The organism is Arsenicicoccus sp. UBA6765 (assembly GCF_002453335.1).
Lineage (GTDB): Bacteria > Actinomycetota > Actinomycetes > Actinomycetales > Dermatophilaceae > Arsenicicoccus > Arsenicicoccus bolidensis.
Window position 1 is genome coordinate 1 of record NZ_DKGR01000013.1, and the last position, 16,007, is coordinate 16,007.

General features: G+C 72.0%; 16 protein-coding genes, 1 pseudogene and 1 riboswitch. Of the genes and pseudogenes, 6 read left to right on the forward strand and 11 right to left on the reverse strand.

The window, feature by feature from the left end; genetic code table 11:
* Nucleotides 1-932, reverse strand: a pseudogene (locus tag B4K29_RS02380) (DUF222 domain-containing protein); the annotation flags it as partial.
* Between the two features lie 248 nt (nt 933-1,180).
* Nucleotides 1,181-1,314, forward strand: a riboswitch (FMN riboswitch).
* A gap of 126 nt (nt 1,315-1,440) precedes the next feature.
* On the opposite strand from B4K29_RS02380, the gene ribD reads away from it, so the two are divergent.
* From ribD to ribH, 3 genes are read left to right on the forward strand one after another with little or no spacing between them, the layout of a single operon-like run.
* Nucleotides 1,441-2,616, forward strand: a complete 1,176-nt coding sequence (ribD, locus tag B4K29_RS02385) for a bifunctional diaminohydroxyphosphoribosylaminopyrimidine deaminase/5-amino-6-(5-phosphoribosylamino)uracil reductase RibD (protein WP_286966317.1) — start codon at nt 1,441-1,443, stop codon at nt 2,614-2,616.
* Nucleotides 2,616-3,875 (forward strand): 3,4-dihydroxy-2-butanone-4-phosphate synthase, encoded by a 1,260-nt coding sequence (gene ribB, locus B4K29_RS02390; protein ID WP_286958728.1) that lies wholly within the window; start codon nt 2,616-2,618, stop codon nt 3,873-3,875. Before ribD ends, ribB begins: the two co-directional genes overlap by 1 nt.
* A gap of 1 nt (nt 3,876) precedes the next feature.
* Nucleotides 3,877-4,368 carry a 6,7-dimethyl-8-ribityllumazine synthase gene (ribH, locus tag B4K29_RS02395; protein WP_029210054.1) on the forward strand — a complete coding sequence of 164 codons (492 nt, stop codon included), beginning with the start codon at nt 3,877-3,879 and terminating at the stop codon, nt 4,366-4,368.
* A gap of 28 nt (nt 4,369-4,396) precedes the next feature.
* Here ribH and B4K29_RS02400 read toward each other — a convergent pair whose 3' ends face one another.
* The 10 genes from B4K29_RS02400 to B4K29_RS02445 form a co-directional block, all read right to left on the reverse strand.
* On the reverse strand, nt 4,397-5,815 hold the full coding sequence (locus B4K29_RS02400) for an acVLRF1 family peptidyl-tRNA hydrolase (RefSeq protein WP_286955980.1): 1,419 nt from the start codon (nt 5,813-5,815) through the stop codon (nt 4,397-4,399).
* A gap of 28 nt (nt 5,816-5,843) precedes the next feature.
* Nucleotides 5,844-6,332, reverse strand: a complete 489-nt coding sequence (locus tag B4K29_RS02405; protein ID WP_019284805.1) for a phosphoribosyltransferase — start codon at nt 6,330-6,332, stop codon at nt 5,844-5,846.
* 72 nt (nt 6,333-6,404) lie between these two features.
* Nucleotides 6,405-6,737: a metal-sulfur cluster assembly factor gene (locus tag B4K29_RS02410; RefSeq protein ID WP_019284804.1), complete on the reverse strand. Its 333-nt coding sequence runs from the start codon at nt 6,735-6,737 to the stop codon at nt 6,405-6,407.
* A complete protein-coding gene (gene sufU / locus B4K29_RS02415) occupies nt 6,734-7,222 on the reverse strand; it encodes a Fe-S cluster assembly sulfur transfer protein SufU (RefSeq protein ID WP_019284803.1) in 489 nt (162 codons plus the stop codon). The genes B4K29_RS02410 and sufU overlap by 4 nt, the downstream gene beginning before the upstream one ends.
* Nucleotides 7,222-8,547, reverse strand: a complete 1,326-nt coding sequence (locus tag B4K29_RS02420; RefSeq protein WP_286966318.1) for a cysteine desulfurase — start codon at nt 8,545-8,547, stop codon at nt 7,222-7,224. Before B4K29_RS02420 ends, sufU begins: the two co-directional genes overlap by 1 nt.
* Complete coding sequence (gene sufC, locus B4K29_RS02425; RefSeq protein WP_029210051.1) at nt 8,547-9,329, reverse strand: Fe-S cluster assembly ATPase SufC; 783 nt, start codon at nt 9,327-9,329, stop codon at nt 8,547-8,549. Before sufC ends, B4K29_RS02420 begins: the two co-directional genes overlap by 1 nt.
* A 4-nt stretch (nt 9,330-9,333) precedes the next feature.
* Nucleotides 9,334-9,693: a non-heme iron oxygenase ferredoxin subunit gene (locus B4K29_RS02430; protein ID WP_029210050.1), complete on the reverse strand. Its 360-nt coding sequence runs from the start codon at nt 9,691-9,693 to the stop codon at nt 9,334-9,336.
* Nucleotides 9,690-10,922, reverse strand: a complete 1,233-nt coding sequence (gene sufD, locus B4K29_RS02435; protein WP_029210049.1) for a Fe-S cluster assembly protein SufD — start codon at nt 10,920-10,922, stop codon at nt 9,690-9,692. Before sufD ends, B4K29_RS02430 begins: the two co-directional genes overlap by 4 nt.
* Nucleotides 10,922-12,343, reverse strand: coding sequence for a Fe-S cluster assembly protein SufB (gene sufB, locus B4K29_RS02440; RefSeq protein WP_019284798.1), 1,422 nt, complete (start codon nt 12,341-12,343; stop codon nt 10,922-10,924). Before sufB ends, sufD begins: the two co-directional genes overlap by 1 nt.
* Nucleotides 12,340-13,116: a helix-turn-helix transcriptional regulator gene (locus B4K29_RS02445; protein WP_286966319.1), complete on the reverse strand. Its 777-nt coding sequence runs from the start codon at nt 13,114-13,116 to the stop codon at nt 12,340-12,342. The genes sufB and B4K29_RS02445 overlap by 4 nt, the downstream gene beginning before the upstream one ends.
* A gap of 192 nt (nt 13,117-13,308) precedes the next feature.
* Here B4K29_RS02445 and B4K29_RS02450 point away from each other — a divergent pair, with 192 nt between their 5' ends.
* The 3 genes from B4K29_RS02450 to B4K29_RS02460 all read left to right on the forward strand — a co-directional run bounded on the left by B4K29_RS02450 (nt 13,309) and on the right by B4K29_RS02460 (nt 15,775).
* Complete coding sequence (locus B4K29_RS02450; protein WP_239264909.1) at nt 13,309-14,016, forward strand: ABC transporter ATP-binding protein; 708 nt, start codon at nt 13,309-13,311, stop codon at nt 14,014-14,016.
* On the forward strand, nt 14,013-14,759 hold the full coding sequence (locus B4K29_RS02455) for an ABC transporter permease (protein ID WP_019284795.1): 747 nt from the start codon (nt 14,013-14,015) through the stop codon (nt 14,757-14,759). The genes B4K29_RS02450 and B4K29_RS02455 overlap by 4 nt, the downstream gene beginning before the upstream one ends.
* 74 nt (nt 14,760-14,833) lie before the next feature.
* Nucleotides 14,834-15,775, forward strand: coding sequence for a COX15/CtaA family protein (locus B4K29_RS02460; RefSeq protein WP_029210046.1), 942 nt, complete (start codon nt 14,834-14,836; stop codon nt 15,773-15,775).
* Nucleotides 15,776-16,007 lie beyond the last annotated feature (232 nt).

The following is a 16,007-nucleotide window of genomic DNA, read 5'->3' on the forward strand; positions in this document are numbered from 1 at the left end:
CCACACTCAGGTCGGAAGAGCCGGAAAAGGTCCCTGGTCTCCGGCTGGATCACGTCTCCGGTCCCTGGCTGGGTCGCGGTCGTCCCGTGCGTGAGCAGGGCCAGAGCGATGTCGGCACGCAGCTGCGCCAGCCGACGTGAGTCGCCGCCCTGCTTGGCGGCCCGGGCGAGCTGGTCGATCCGGCCCTTGGCCGCAGCCACCTGGTCCGGGTGCCCGGAGAGGCCGAGCTGGGCCACGCCGTGGTCGTCGACCCGGCTCCACACGTCACGCTCCTCGAGGCGCCGGGTGCGCTCCTCCTCGGCGGTGCGCACCCGTGCCGTCTCGTGGACCACCCGCTCGCGCAGCCGGCGCAGGAAGCGCGCGTGGCTCAACGTCGCCTCGGGCGAGAGGTCGTCGGGGGCGTGTCCGTGCTTGGGCGCGAGGACCCGGTCGAGGACACGCTCCGCCGCCTCGTCGGGCAGGGCGGCCGTGTCGTCGCGGACCGCGGTGGCGCGTTCGAGGGTGGTGCGGCCATGGGTCAGCGCACTCAGCAGCGCCCCCAGGAACTCGCGTGGCGAGGCGGCCAGGCGCGAGCGCCGCTGCACCTCGTGCAAGGCCAGGCCTGTGGCGGTGACGATCTCGGCGTTGGCCACCCGATGGCCCTCCGCGACGGCCTTGGCGGCGCGGCTCGGGCACGGGTCGGGACCCGCGAGCGCGCCCAGCTCGGTGGCGATGCTGTCCTGCAGCTCCGCGTGGGCGGAGATGGCCAGGGCGTGCAGGTGTCCGGTCAGGCGTTGGACAGCCACCACGCGAGCCAGGGCCAGCTGTTCCAGCACCTCTGAGTCAGGGCGCGGCTCGGCTCCAGGGGGTGTGTCGGTGGTGGCGACCAGGATCGTCTCCAACGCCTCGACGATCACGTCGGGCAGACCGAGAGAGCGGGTGTCGATGATCATGTTAACCGCCCCTTCCCCAACCTCAACGCCCCACCGTGGGACCTGGTCCTAGGATACCGCCTGAGGCCGGTCGAGGGAAGGGTCTGGATAGGTGTTTCCGCAGGTCAGAGCCGGTGCAGCCCGGTCGATGTCGCGTGCCGTGCAGGCCCCGGGCGAGGGCGGCGAATCCGAGGCGCACCGTGACCCGCCCCTCCGAGGCTGCGACGGACGTCGAGGTGGGCCCACAGGCCGTTGTGGCATAGTCGGCGGCACGTGCTCCGGGGTCGGTGCAATTCCGAGCCGGCGGTGACAGTCCGCGACCCGACCACCTCTCGAGGTGGGCGGTTGACCTGGTGGAACTCCAGGACCGACGGTGAAAGTCCGGATGGGAGTCAGCACGAGAGGTGCCCGAGAGGGTGCCTCGACGCAGGGCACCCTGCGGCAGGCCGTATGTCGGCCCGGCCGGCCAGGGTGTCCGTCGCCGTCATTCCCCGGAGCTCGCGCACCAGCAGCGAGCGAGAGGGACGAGATGACCGGCCAGACCGCCGCCGACGACGACCGGGGCGAGCACGACCTACACGGCCACCACCACAAGCACGCCGAGCACGACAGACACGACCAGCACGACGAGCAGCACAGCCACGGAGACCGTGAGCAGCGCGAGCGCGACCTCGTGCTCCTGCACCGCGCCGTAGCCCTGGCCGCCAACGGCCCGGCGGCTGACGCCAACCCGCGCGTCGGCTGCGTCCTGCTGGGCAGCGACGGCGAGGTCGTCGGCGAGGGCTGGCACCGCGGCGCCGGCACGCCGCACGCCGAGCTGGCCGCGCTCGCCCAGGCCAGGGCCGGAGGCCACGACGTCCGCGGCGGCACCGCCTACGTCTCGCTGGAGCCCTGCAACCACACCGGACGCACGGGCCCGTGCGCCGAGGCCCTGGTCGAGGCGGGGGTCCGACGAGTCGCCTATGCCCTGCCCGACCCCAACCCCGTGGCCGTCGGGGGCGCCGACACCCTCCGCGCGGCCGGTGTCCGGTGCGACCTGGTGCCGGTCGAGGGGGCCGCCACGCTGGTCGAGGCCTTCGTGCACGCCGTGACCCACGGCCGGCCCTTCGTCACCTGGAAGCTCGCCGCCACGATCGACGGCCGCTCGGCGGCGAGCGACGGCAGCAGCCAGTGGATCACCGGCCCTGCGGCCCGCGCCGACGTGCACCGGCTGCGAGCCACCGCCGGAGCGGTCGTGGTCGGCACCGGCACCGTGCTCGCCGACGATCCCCGCCTGACGGTGCGCGACGCCGACGGGTCCCACCACGAGCGGCAGCCGGTGCGCGTGGTGGTGGGCCGTCGCGACATACCGCCCACGGCCCGGGTGCTCGACGACGGCGCCCCGAGCCTGCTCGTCCGCGAGCGCGACCCGCACCTGGTCCTCGCCACCCTGCACGAGCTGGACGTCCGTCACGTGTGGCTCGAGGGCGGCCCCACGACGGCCGCCGCCTGGCTGCGGGCCGGGGTGGTCGACCGGGTCGTGGCGTATGTCGCACCCGCGCTGCTCGGCGCCGGCGCGGCCGCGGTGGGGGATCTCGGGGTCGCCACCATCGCCGACGCGCACCGCCTCACGACCACCGACGTGGCCGTCCTCGACGGCGACGTCCGGATCACCCTCCGGCCCCAACCGGTGCACCATCGCGTCGATCACCCAGGAGGACAGTGATGTTCCTCGAGCCACCCATCCAGGACGCCCTGCGGGCGCTGCGGGAGGGTCGGCCGGTCCTCGTCCTCGACGACGTCGACCGGGAGAACGAGGGCGACGTCGTCCTCGCCGCGCAGACCATGACCACCGAGTGGCTGGCGTGGACGATCCGGCACTCGTCCGGCTACGTCTGCGCGCCCATGCCCGACGCCTGGGCCGACCGGCTCGACCTTCCCCTCATGGTCGAGCGAAACGAGGACAGCCTGCGGACGGCCTACACCGTGACCGTCGACGCCGCGGCCGGGGTCACGACCGGCATCAGCGCCGCCGACCGGGCCACGACCCTGCGCACCCTCGCCGATGCCGACGCGCGACCGACCGACCTGATCCGGCCGGGCCACGTCGTGCCGCTGCGCGCTCGTGACGGCGGCGTCCTCACCCGCGCCGGACACACGGAGGCCGCCGTCGACCTGTGCCGTCTCGCCGGCCTGTCCCCCGTCGGCGCCATCGGCGAGCTCGTCCACGACACCGGGGAGATGATGCGGACGCCCGACGTCGTGGCCCTCGGCGCCCAGCACGACCTGCCGGTCATCACCATCGCCGCGCTGGTCCGTCACCGCCAGGTGCACGACCGCGTGAGCCTCGCGGCCGGGACCACGGTGCCCACGCGGCACGGGCTGTTCTCGGCATACGGCTATCACGACCTGGTCACCGGGGCCGAGCACGTGGCCCTGGTCAGCCCTCGCGGGACCGACGCCGACGCGACGCCGCTGGTGCGCGTCCACTCCGAGTGCCTGACGGGCGACGCGTTCGGGTCGCTGCGGTGCGACTGCGGGCCGCAGCTCGAGCACGCCCTCGCGCGGGTGGCGGCCGAGGGCGGGGCCGTGGTCTACGTCCGCGGGCACGAAGGCCGCGGCGTGGGGCTGCTGGCCAAGCTCGCCGCCTATCACGAGCAGGACGCCGGCGCCGACACCGTCGAGGCGCAGGAGCTGCTCGGCCTGCCCGTGGACGCCCGCGAGTACGCCGGCGCGGCGGCCATCCTCCACGACCTGGGTCTGACGCGAGTCCGCCTGATCACCAACAACCCTCGCAAGGTCGACGCCCTCACCGACGCCGGCATCGAGGTCGCCGCGACCGAGCCCTCCCATGTCCCGCCCAACCCCGCCAACGCGGCCTACCTGCGCACCAAGCGCGACCGCCTCGGCCACACGCTCCCCCTCGATGCCAACCCCGTCGACGGCACCCCACTCGCCCACCCGACCCTCGCCCAGGAGGCATGACATGGCCGGCCACGGCTCCCCCACCCTCACCGTCGACGGCAGCGGCCTGCGCGTCGCGATCATCGCGTCGTCCTGGCACGACACCGTCATGGACGGACTGGTCGACGGCGCCCATCGAGCCCTCGAGCAGGCCGGTGTCACCGACGTGGACCTCGTGCGCGTGCCCGGGTCCTTCGAGCTGCCGGTGGCCTGCGCGCGCCTGGCACCCTCGTATGACGCCCTGGTCGTCCTCGGCGTCGTGATCCGCGGGGGCACACCGCACTTCGACTACGTGTGCAGCGCCGCCACCGACGGCATCACCCGGGTCGCCGTGACGACCGGGGTGCCGATCGGGTTCGGGCTGCTCACGTGCGACGACGACGCGCAGGCGCTGGACCGCGCCGGGCTGCCCGGGTCCCGTGAGGACAAGGGTCACGAGGCGGCGACGGCGGCCGTCGCGACGGCGAATACGCTGCGCGAGCTCGCTCCGCAGGGTCGCCGGCAGACCACCTGACGACCCAGTCCGTCGAGGTCCGTCGAGCTCAGTCCCGCCAGGCGGGGTCGCGGCCCAGCAGCGCCACGAGCTGGTCGACACGATCGCGGGAGCTCGTCGACACCGGCGCGCCGAAGATCCCCTCCACGCCGCCGCCCGAGGTCACGCGGTTGGCATAGCCGAGGCACGCGTCGACCGCCTCGGGCACGAGCGTCACCGGCACCCCGGCACCCCGCGCGAGGTCCCAGGCGTGCACCGTGAGGTCGACGAGCATCTGCGCGGCGTACTCCCGCACCGGGATCCTCCCCGAGCTCACCGACACCTCCTGGTCGTCGTCCCCCACCGCCCCGAAGGCCAGCACCGACCGCGTCTGCGCCGACCGCCACGCCTCCACGGGATCGTCACCGAGCACGTCGCCGTCGTAGTCGTCGCCCACCTGCTCGACCGTCTCGCCGCCGAGCAGCCGTGGCGCCCAGAGGTGCTCGCTGGTCAGGTGGTTGAGGACGTCGCGGACCGTCCAGTCCTCGCAGGGGCTCTGGCGGCCCCACGCGTCGGCGGGGATGCGCTCGACGAGGTCGGTCACCGCAGCGGCAGCGGCGGGGATCAGCTCGCGGGCATCGGACATCGTCTCTCCGGTCATGCCCTCCACCATGCCACCGCGGCGCGCTCCCGTGGAGGTCGGCTGGTGGATGGTCACGCGGACGGCCCGGGCCCGTCTCAGCTCCTCGCGCAGGATCGCGTGGGTCGGGTCCGGTATGCCGAACGCCTCCCGCCTCGGCAGCCCCCGCCAGGCGGCGAGCCGAGGGTCCTCGAGCACCCGCTCGACCAGCCCGCGGTCACCGCCGAGCACGAGCGCCTCGGCGCCACCGAGCGAGACCGATCCACCAGGCGCTCCTACCCCGCTCGGTGCTCCTCGCCCACCGCGCGCTCCTCCCCCACCGCCCCGATCCCCTGCGGGTCCAGCCCCCGAGCAGATGCGGACGACCTCATCGGCCACGTGCCGCACCAGGGCCTCCGCCTGATTGCGACGCCGCCTCTGGTAGCGCTGCTGCGACCACCCTCCTGCCGCCGTGCGGGACTGGACATAGCGGCTCCCCGCCGTGTGCGCCACGAGGTCGGTGGCGTCCGCGAGGCCCACGGCATATCGGCCTCGTCGCAGCAGGACCAGGGCGAGGCGCGGCTGCGGGCCCGGCCAGCCGACCAGGGTGCGCAGGGACGAGACCGCCTCGCTGCCCGTGGGGTCCAGCGCGTCGAGGCGGGCGACCGCACCGTCCGCCGCCCGCACGACGACGCTGCCCCGGTCGTGGCCCCAGCGGGCGGGGCCGTGCCGGTCGAGGAAGCCGCCGACCCACGAGGTCAGGCGCGCCGGGTCGACGTGGACGTCGTGGGGGCCGTGAACGTGGTGGAGGTGGTGGTCGGCGCCGTCCTGAGGGAGCGCACGGGACGCCCCGGCAGCGTTGCGAGGCACGACACCGCCGGTGGGCACGACACCCAGCTCAGGCGCTGCGGGTGACGGGCGGCTCGACCGACCAGGGGAAGTCGATCCAGGCGTCGGTGCGCTTCCACGCGTAGTCGGGCTTGATGATCGAGTGCGGCTTCTCGTAGATCACGGCGGTGCGCGACTCGGCGACGTGGTCGCGGCAGAACTCGTGCACCAGCTCGAGCGTGCGGCCGGTGTCGGCGACGTCGTCGGCGATGAGGACCTTCATGCCTGACAGGTCGATGGCCTTGGGGGTCGGCGGCAGCATGACCGGCATCTCGAGCCGCTCGTCGACCCCGGTGTAGAACTCGACGTTCATGACCGAGCAGTTCTTGACCCCGAGGGCGTAGCCGAGCGCCCCACCGATCAGCAGGCCGCCCCGGGCGATCGACAGGACCACGTCGACCTCGTAGCCGTCGTCGACGATCGCCTGCGCCAGCTCGCGCATGGACCGCCCGAAGTCGGCGTAGGTGAGGATCTCGCGGTCGGCGGGGGGCGTCGTCATACGGCCCATTGAACCGCACGAGGCCCCCTCGCTCCGAGTCGAGCGAGGGGGCCTCGTGCGGTGCGTCGACGGTCAGACGTTGAAGCCGAGGGCGCGCAGCTGCTCGCGGCCGTCGGGGGTGATCTTGTCCGGGCCCCACGGCGGCATCCACACCCAGTTGATGCGGTGGTCGGCGACGAGGCCCTCGAGGGCCTGCGCGGTCTGGTCCTCGATGACGTCCGTCAGTGGGCAGGCCGCCGACGTCAGCGTCATGTCGATGACCGCGTTGGACTGCGGGTCGACGGTGATGCCGTAGACGAGGCCGAGGTCGACGACGTTGATGCCGAGCTCGGGGTCGACGACGTCGCGCATGGCCTCCTCGACGTCCGCGACGTTGGGCGGCAGGGTGGTGGTCTGGTCGCTCATGCTCGTGACTCCTTGCTGGTCTGGCTGGTGCTGGAGATGTCGACGCCGGCCTGGGCGAGGGCGTCGACCATGGCGGTCCATCCGAGGAGGGCGCACTTGACGCGGGCGGGGTACTGCGCGACGCCGGCGAAGGCCACGCCGTCGCCGATGACCTCCTCGTCCCCGTGGTCGGCACCCTTGCTGGTGAGCATGTGCCGCATCGCCCCGAAGGTCTCGAAGACCTCGGACAGCGGGCGGCCGATGCACTCCTCGGCAAGGACCGACGTCGACGCCATCGAGATCGAGCACCCGAGCGCGTCGTAGGACACGTCCTCGAGGGTGATCTGGTCCGGCGAGCCCGCGGTGCGGTCGACGTGGACGCGCAGCGTCACCTCGTCGCCGCAGGTCGGGTTGACGTGGTGCACCTCGGCCTCGTAGGGCTCGCGCAGCCCCGGGTGCCGGGGGCGCTTGGAGTGGTCGAGGATGAGCTCCTGGTACAGGTCCATCAGCTCGCCTGATGCTCCTGCGCGACGTCGAGCCCGAAGATCGCGGGGACCCTGTCGAGGGCCGACAGCAGCGCGTCGACCTCGTCCACGGTGTTGTATGGCGCGAAGCTCGCCCGCGTGGTCGCCGCCACGCGCATCCGCCGGTGCAGCGGCCAGGCACAGTGGTGACCGACCCGCACCTCGACGCCCTGGTCGTCCAGGACCTGACCGACGTCGTGGGCGTGGGCGCCGTCGACGACGAAGGCCACGGTGGAGCCGCGGTCCTCCAGGGTCGTGGGGCCGACGACCCGCACCCACGGACGCTGCGCGAGACCGGCGAGGAGCCGCTCGGCGAGCATCGTCTCGTGGGCGTGGACGCGGTCGATGCCGAGCTCGTCGAGGTAGTCGCACGCCGCGGCCAGGCCGACGGCCTGCGCGACGTTCATCGAGCCGGCCTCGAAGCGCAGCGGCGGAGCGGCATACGTGGTCTGCTCCATGCGCACCACGGCGATCATCGAGCCACCGGTGATGAACGGCGGCATCGCGGCGAGCAGCTCGGTGCGTCCCCACAGGACACCGACCCCGGTGGGGCCGAGCATCTTGTGACCGCTGAACGCGGCCAGGTCGACCCCGAGCTCCTGCACGTCGACGCCCAGGTGCGGGACGCTCTGGCAGGCGTCGAGCACGGTGATCGCGCCGACCTCGCGGGCGCGGGCCACGAGGGTGTGCACCGGGTTGATGGTGCCGAGGACGTTGGACACGTGGGTGAACGCCAGCACCTTGGTGCGCTCGTTGACGACCTCGTCGAGGTTGCTCAGGTCGAGCCGGCCGTCGTCCGTCACGCCGAGCCAGCGCAGGGTGGCGCCGGTGCGTCGGGCCAGCTCCTGCCAGGGCACGAGGTTGGCGTGGTGCTCCATCTCGGTGATGCAGATCTCGTCTCCGGGACCCATCGAGAACCGCTGCGCCACAGCGGGGTCCGCGCCGTCCATCGCGCCGTCGAAGCCGGCGTTGCTGAAGGCGTAGGCCACGAGGTTGAGCGACTCGGTGGCGTTCTTGGTGAAGACGATCTCGTCCGGCGTCGGCGCACCGACGAACCGCGCGACGGTGGCGCGGGCGCCCTCGTAGGCGTCGGTCGCCTCCTCCGAGAGCAGGTGCGCGCCGCGGTGGGCGCCCGCGTTGACGGTCTCGTAGTAGTGGCGCTCGGCGTCGATCACCTGGGACGGCTTGTGCGAGGTGGCCCCGCTGTCGAGGTAGACGAGCGGGTTCCCGCCGCGCACGGTGCGCGCGAGGATCGGGAAGTCGGCCCGGATGCGGGCCGACTCCTCCGGGGTGAAGACGTCGGTCATCAGACCGTCGCGGGCGCGGCCGCCGGCGCCGGCGCGTTGACGAAGCGGTCGTAGCCCTCGTCCTCGAGCCGGTCCGCGAGCTCGGGCCCGCCCTCCTCGACGACCTTGCCGTCGACGAAGACGTGGACGAAGTCCGGCTTAATGTAGCGCAGGATCCGCGTGTAGTGCGTGATGAGCAGGACGCCCACGTCGCCACCGGACTTCACCCGGTTGACGCCCTCGGACACGATCTTGAGGGCGTCGACGTCGAGGCCGGAGTCGGTCTCGTCGAGGATCGCGAAGGACGGCTTGAGCAGCTCCATCTGGAGGATCTCGTGGCGCTTCTTCTCGCCGCCGGAGAAGCCCTCGTTGACGTTGCGCTCGGCGAAGGCCGGGTCCATCTTGAGGTCGGCCATGGCGTTCTTGACGTCCTTGACCCAGGTACGCAGCTTGGGGGCCTCACCGGCGACCGCGGTCTTGGCGGTGCGCAGGAAGTTGGACACCGTGACGCCGGGCACCTCGACGGGGTACTGCATCGCGAGGAACAGGCCCGAGCGGGCGCGCTCGTCGACGCTCATCGAGAGGACGTCCTCGCCGTCGAGGGTGACGGTGCCGCTGGTCACCTGGTACTTCGGGTGACCGGCGATGGCGTAGGCGAGCGTGGACTTGCCGGAGCCGTTGGGGCCCATGATCGCGTGGGTCTCCCCCGAGCGGACCGTGAGGTCGACGCCCTTGAGGATCTCCTTGGAGCCCTGCTCGGTGTCGACCGAGACGTGCAGGTCGTTGATCTGCAGAGTGGCCATTGGTTCAGTTCTCCTTGCTGGCGGACTGGGCGCTGACGCGCTGGTCGAGGGTCCCGTGGACGTCCACCAGGACGTCGTCTCCCTCGAGCATGACGGGATAGACCGCGACGGGCACGGTCGCGGGTGGGGTGTTGGGCTCGCCGGAGCGCACGTCGAAGGAGCTGCCGTGCAGCCAGCACTCGAGCTGGCATCCGTCGAGCTCGCCCTCCGAGAGCGACACGTTGGCGTGCGTGCAGGTGTCGTTGACGGCGTGGAACTCGCGCTGGCCCGTGCGGGCGAGGGCGATGGTCACGCCGTCCACCTCGGCGGCCGCGACGCGGCCCACCGGGATGTCCTCGACCTGGCAGACGACCTCGTAGCTCACGCGGTGGCCTCCTTCGGCGACCCGGACCCGGTGGCGACAGGCGCTGCCGCGAAGGCCGCGTCGACGGAGTCGGCGAGCTCGCGGTCGATGACCTCCATCAGGCGGGCCTGGGTGTCGGTCACGCCGATACGGTTGATGATGTCGGCGAAGAAGCCGTGCACCACCAGGCGGCGGGCCTCGCGCTCGGGGATGCCCCGGGCCTGGAGGTAGAACAGCTGCTCGTCGTCGAACCGGCCCGTCGCCGCCGCGTGACCGGCGCCGACGATGTTGCCGGTCTCGATCTCGAGGTTGGGGACCGAGTCCGCGCGCGCGCCGTCCGACAGGACCAGGTTGCGGTTGAGCTCGTAGGTGTCGGTGCCCTCGGCCGCGGCGCGGATGAGGACGTCGCCGACCCACACCGAGTGGGCGGTGTCGCCGCGCAGGGCGCCGCGGTACTCGACGTTCGAGGTGCAGTGCTGCGCCTCGTGGTCGACGAACAGCCGGTGCTCCTGGTGCTGCGCCTCGTCGGTGAAGTAGACGCCGAGGCACTCGGCCGAGCCGCCGGGGCCGGCATACCGCACGTTGGTCGACAGCCGCACGATCGAGCCGCCGAGGGTGACCGCGATGTGCTTGACGGTCGCGTCGCGGCCGACGAGCACGTCGTGCTGAGCCAGGTGGATCGCGTCGTCGTCCCACTCCTGCACGGTGACCACCGTCAGGTGCGCGCCGTCACCGACGCGGATCTCGACGTTGGCGGTGCACTGGGCCGAGCCCTGGTGCGACAGCAGCACGGTCGCCGAGGAGTGCGCGCCGGCGTCGATGACCAGGTGGCCGTTGATGCGCGCCTGGTCGGACCCACGCACGGTGAGGCGGGCGGCCTCGCCGAACTCGCGGCCCTGCGGGATCTGCACGACGTGGCCGTCCGCGAAGGACGTCCAGGCCGCGGCCGAGGCGCGGTCGGCCGGCGTGAGGACCGTGCCGAGCCGCGGGTCGCCGGCGGGGACCTCCGACACCTTGATGCCCGCGGGCACCTGGATGTCGGTCTTGATGCCGGCCACGTCGGACGGCGCCTGCTGGAACAGCTCCTGCAGGCGGTCGACCGGCGTGAAGCGCCAGTCCTCCTCGCGACCGTTGGGGACCGGGAAGTCCGCCAGGTCGTAGGAGGTGCGGCGCTCGCCGCGCGACTGGTCCGGGACGTAGGCCTCGGGGACCCCGGCGAGGGTGGGGGGTGACTTGAGCTCGACTGGCATCAGCCGACGGCTCCTTCCATCTGAAGCTCGATCAGGCGGTTCAGCTCGAGGGCGTACTCCATGGGCAGCTCGCGCGCGATGGGCTCGACGAACCCGCGCACGATCATGGCCATGGCCTCCTCCTCGGACATCCCGCGGGACATGAGGTAGAACAGCTGGTCGTCGCTCACCTTGGACACCGTCGCCTCGTGGCCCATCTGCACGTCGTCCTCGCGGACGTCGACGTACGGGTAGGTGTCCGAGCGGGAGATGTCGTCGACGAGCAGGGCGTCGCAGCGCACGTTGCTCCTGGAGCCGTGCGCGCCCTCGGCGATCTGGACCAGACCGCGGTATGACGTCCGGCCGCCACCGCGGGCCACCGACTTGGACACGATGGAGCTCGAGGTGTGGGGCGCGGCGTGGACCATCTTGGCGCCGGCGTCCTGGTGCTGGCCCTCGCCCGCGAAGGCGATGGACAGCGTCTCGCCACGGGCGTGCTCGCCGAGCAGGAAGACCGCGGGGTACTTCATCGTGACCTTGGAGCCGATGTTGCCGTCGACCCACTCCATGGTGGCGCCGGCCTCGCAGGTGGCTCGCTTGGTGACGAGGTTGTAGACGTTGTTGGACCAGTTCTGGATGGTCGTGTAGCGCACGCGGGCGCCCTTCTTGACGACGATCTCCACGACCGCGCTGTGCAGCGAGTCGGACTTGTAGATCGGCGCCGTGCAGCCCTCGACGTAGTGCACGTAGGAGCCCTCGTCGGCGATGATCAGCGTCCGCTCGAACTGGCCCATGTTCTCGGTGTTGATCCGGAAGTAGGCCTGCAGCGGGATGTCGACGTGGACGCCCGGCGGGACGTAGATGAAGGAGCCGCCGGACCAGACCGCGGTGTTGAGGGCGGAGAACTTGTTGTCGCCCGCAGGGATCACGCTGGCGAAGTACTCCTTGAAGATGTCCTCGTGCTCGCGCAGCCCGGTGTCGGTGTCAACGAAGATGACGCCCTTCTCCTCCAGGTCCTCGCGGATCTGGTGGTAGACGACCTCGGACTCGTACTGCGCGGCCACACCGGCGATGAGGCGCTGCTTCTCCGCCTCGGGGATGCCGAGGCGGTCGTAGGTCGCCTTGATCTCCTCGGGCAGCTCCTCCCAGGAGGTGGCCTGCTTCTCGGTGGACTTCACGAAGTACTTGATGTTCTGGAAGTCGATGCCCGTGAGGTCGCTGCCCCAGCTCGGCATGGGCTTCTTGTCGAACAGCCGCAGGGACTTCATCCGCAGGTCGAGCATCCACTGCGGCTCGTTCTTGCGCGACGAGATGTCCTGCACCACGTCGGGGTTCAGGCCGCGCTTGGCGGTCGAGCCCGCGACGTCGCTGTCGGCCCAGCCGTACTCGTATCGGCCGAGACCCTGCAGTCCAGGGTTCAGCTCCTCGATGTTGGTGGTCATCGCTCGGACCTTTCGTCGGGGTCGGTGGGGTGGGGGTGGATGAGGTCGTCGGTGTGGGTGTCCGGCGGGGCGCTCAGCGCGCTCACCGGCACGAAGGTGGTGCAGACGTGCTCGCCGTGCGCCAGCGTCGCGAGGCGCTGGACGTGCACGCCGAGCAGCCGGGAGAAGGCCTGCTGCTCGGCCTCGCAGAACTGCGGGAAGGCGGACGCGACCTGCTGGACGGGGCAGTGACCCTGGCACAGCTGGACGCCCAGCGTCGTCGAGCCGTCCGCCAGCGTGAGCGGGCGGCTGGACGCGGCATACCCGTCCCTGGTGAGCACCTCGGCGAGCACCCGGGAACGGGCCTCGGGAGTCTCGCCGGCCGCCTCGACCAGGGAACGGTAGCGGTCCTCGAAGGACGCGACGTGCTGGTGGGCGAAGGCCTCGACGGCGTGCTCCCCCACCTGCTCGGACAGGTAGCGCAGGGCGGAGGTGGCGACGTCGTCGTACGAGCTGTCCAGGGCCTGGTGACCGGCCGAGGTGAGGACGAAGGCGCGGGCCGGACGGCCACGACCACGGGTCGCGGGCGCGCTGGCGTGCTCCTCGATCTGCCCGGCGGCGGTGAGCGCGTCGAGGTGCCGGCGGACGGCGGTGGTGGTGACGCCGAGCCGCTCGGCGATGGCGGTCGCGGTGATGGGGCCGTGCTCGGAGACGAACTGCTGGACGCGTCCGCGCGTGCCGGACTCCCGCACCGCCTCGACGGTCCGGGCGCGCTGCGGGGTCAGGTCACCCATCGCGTCTGCCTCACGTCCGATAAACACAACACCAGTGTTACCTAATTCCCTGGGAGGCATCTACCAAGCCTTGCCTATCCTCGGGTGGTGCCCGGTCCGGGCCGCCCTCGCCCAGGCCGACCCTTCCATCATCACGCGCGTGACCCGGTCCGCCGCAGGGCGATCCGGGGATCCCGCGTACACTCGCCGACCGTGACGGTAGCGGTGACCACCGAGCGGCTGCGCAGGAGCTTCGGCTCGGTGCGGGCCGTCGACGACATGACCTGGAGCGCCGAGCTCGGTCGGGTGACCGCGGTCCTCGGGCCCAACGGTGCCGGCAAGACCACGACGATGGAGATCCTTGAGGGCCTGCAGCGACCCGACGAGGGCATCGCGCGCGTGCTCGGCACGGACCCGTGGAACGCGTCGGCCGAGCACCGGGCCCGCGTCGGGGTGATGCTCCAGGACGGCGGGCTGCCCAACGGCGCCAGGCCGGTCGGTCTCCTGCGCCACCTGTCCAGCCTGTATGCCGACCCGGTGCACCTCGACGACCTGGTCTCGCGGCTGGGGATCGATTGCTTCGCCGGCACGACGGTCCGCCGTCTGTCCGGGGGGCAGCGGCAGCGCGTGGCCCTGGCCGCGGCGCTCGTGGGCAACCCCGAGGTGGTGTTCCTCGACGAGCCGACCGCCGGACTCGACCCGCACGCGCGCCTCGACGTCTGGGACCTCGTCCGCGAGACCCGGGACCGCGGGGTCGGCGTCGTCGTCACGACCCACTCCTTCGAGGAGGCCGAGCGCCTCGCCGACCATCTCGTCGTCATCAGCGACGGGCGCGTCGTCGGGGACGGCTCCCCCGACGACCTGTGCGCGGGCCGGTCCCTCGAGGACGTCTACTTCGAGCTGACGAGGAAGGCCCGATGAGCCGCCCCGCACCCACCGCCGCGCGCGTGCGCGCCCAGGCGACCTTCGACACCCTCACCTTCCTGCGCAACGGCGAGCAGACGCTCGTGTCCATCGTGCTGCCCGCCCTGGCGCTGGTGGGCGGGGTGCTGGCGCCCTGGCCCGACCTCGGACCCGGCCGCCGCGCGGACGTGGTCGTGCCCGGCGTCCTCGCCCTGGCCGTGCTGTCGAGCGCGTTCACCGGCCAGGCCATCCAGACCGGTTTCGACCGGAGGTATGGCGTGCTGAGGCTGCTCGGGGCGTCGCCGCTCGGCAAGGGGGGCCTGGTCCTCGCCCGCGTCCTCGCGGTGATGGCGGTCCAGGTGATCCAGTTCGTCGTGCTGTCGGCCGTGGGCCTGGCGATGGGCTGGCGACCCGACGTCGTGGGCGTGCTCCCCTTCGTCGCGTTCTGGCTGCTCGGGACGGCGACCTTCGTGGGGTTCGCGCTGCTGTTCGCCGGCACGCTGCGGGCCGAGGCGACCCTGGCGCTGTCCAACCTCGTGTGGGTCCTCATGCTGGGGCTCGGTGGGGTGCTGATCCCCGGGTCGAGCCTGCCCGAGCCGTGGTCCCGGGTCGTGTCCTACCTGCCGTCCGCCGCCCTCGGTGACGGCTTCCGCTCCGCGTTCGAGCACCACGGGCTGCCGCTGCAGGCCCTGGTGGTCCTGCTGGTCTGGGGTGCGATCCTCTGCACCGCCGCGGCCCGGTTCTTCCGCTGGTCCGACTGACCCGGTCGCCGCTCGACGGGGACGCACCCGGGCCCCTCGTCAGCGCTTGTGCACGCGCGCACTAGGCTGGGCGGGTGAGCACCTCGACCACCCCCGGCGCACCGACCCACTCCCCCACGGACGTCGTGGCACCACCCCGCGGGGCGCGCGACTGGATGTGGATCGCGCTGATCGCCAATCTCGTCGGCAACATCGCGATCATCCTGACCGGAGGTCTGGTCCGGCTGACGGGATCGGGCCTGGGGTGCCCCACCTGGCCCGAGTGCACCCCCGGGTCGCTGGTCCCGACGGGCGACCAGACCGAGGGGTTCCACAAGTTCATCGAGTTCGGCAACCGGCTGATGTCACCCGTGCTCGTCGTCGTCGCGCTCTGGGTGCTGGTCCTCGCCGTCCGGCGGTTCTGGAGGTCCCGTCGGCGCTTCGTCTACGCCTGCGCGATCCCCTTGTTCTTCGTGCTCGTCCAGGCCGTGGTCGGCGGCATCATCGTGCTGGCCAGGCTCGACCCCCGCACCGTGTCCCCCCACTTCCTGATCTCGTTGTTCCTCGTCGCCAACGCGACCTACCTGCTCTACCGCTACCGCGAGGGCGACTCGGCGCCGGAGCGTGTCGTGCCGACCGTCGTGCAGCGCCTCGCCTGGGCAGCGGCCGCCGTGGGCGGCGTCGTGTGCGTGCTCGGCACCGCCGTCACCGGCTCGGGCCCGCACAGCGGTGACAAGTACGAGAACGTCCGCTTCGGCTTCGACCCGCACGCCACCAGCTGGCTGCACGCGGACGCGGTCATGCTCTTCCTCGGGCTGACGGTGGCGCTGGTCGTCGCGTCTCGTCTCGTGGACGTGCCCGCGCCGTTCCGCCGGGCCTGGGACTGGACGCTCGCGCTGTCGCTGCTGCAGGGCCTGGTCGGCTACGTGCAGTACTTCACGGGCCGCCCGATCGCCGTCGTCGCGGTGCACCTGCTGCTGTCCGCCGTCTTCACGGTCCTGCTGACCCAGGGCGTCCTCACCGCGCGTCGCCGCTGACCGCTCCCCACGATCGTGAGGGTTTCGTCCAAGAATGTCGGACGAAACCCACACGTTGTTGTGGGGTGAGCGGGGTGAGCGGGGTGAACGTTTGGTCCTGGCGGCGGGCGCTCGGCATACGAGCTGGTGGCCCGGCACCACGATCAGCACGATCAGCCCGGGTTGGTCACGTCAGCCCGCCCACGTCACGTCAGCCCGGGTTGGTCACGTCAGCCGGGGTTGGTCACATCAG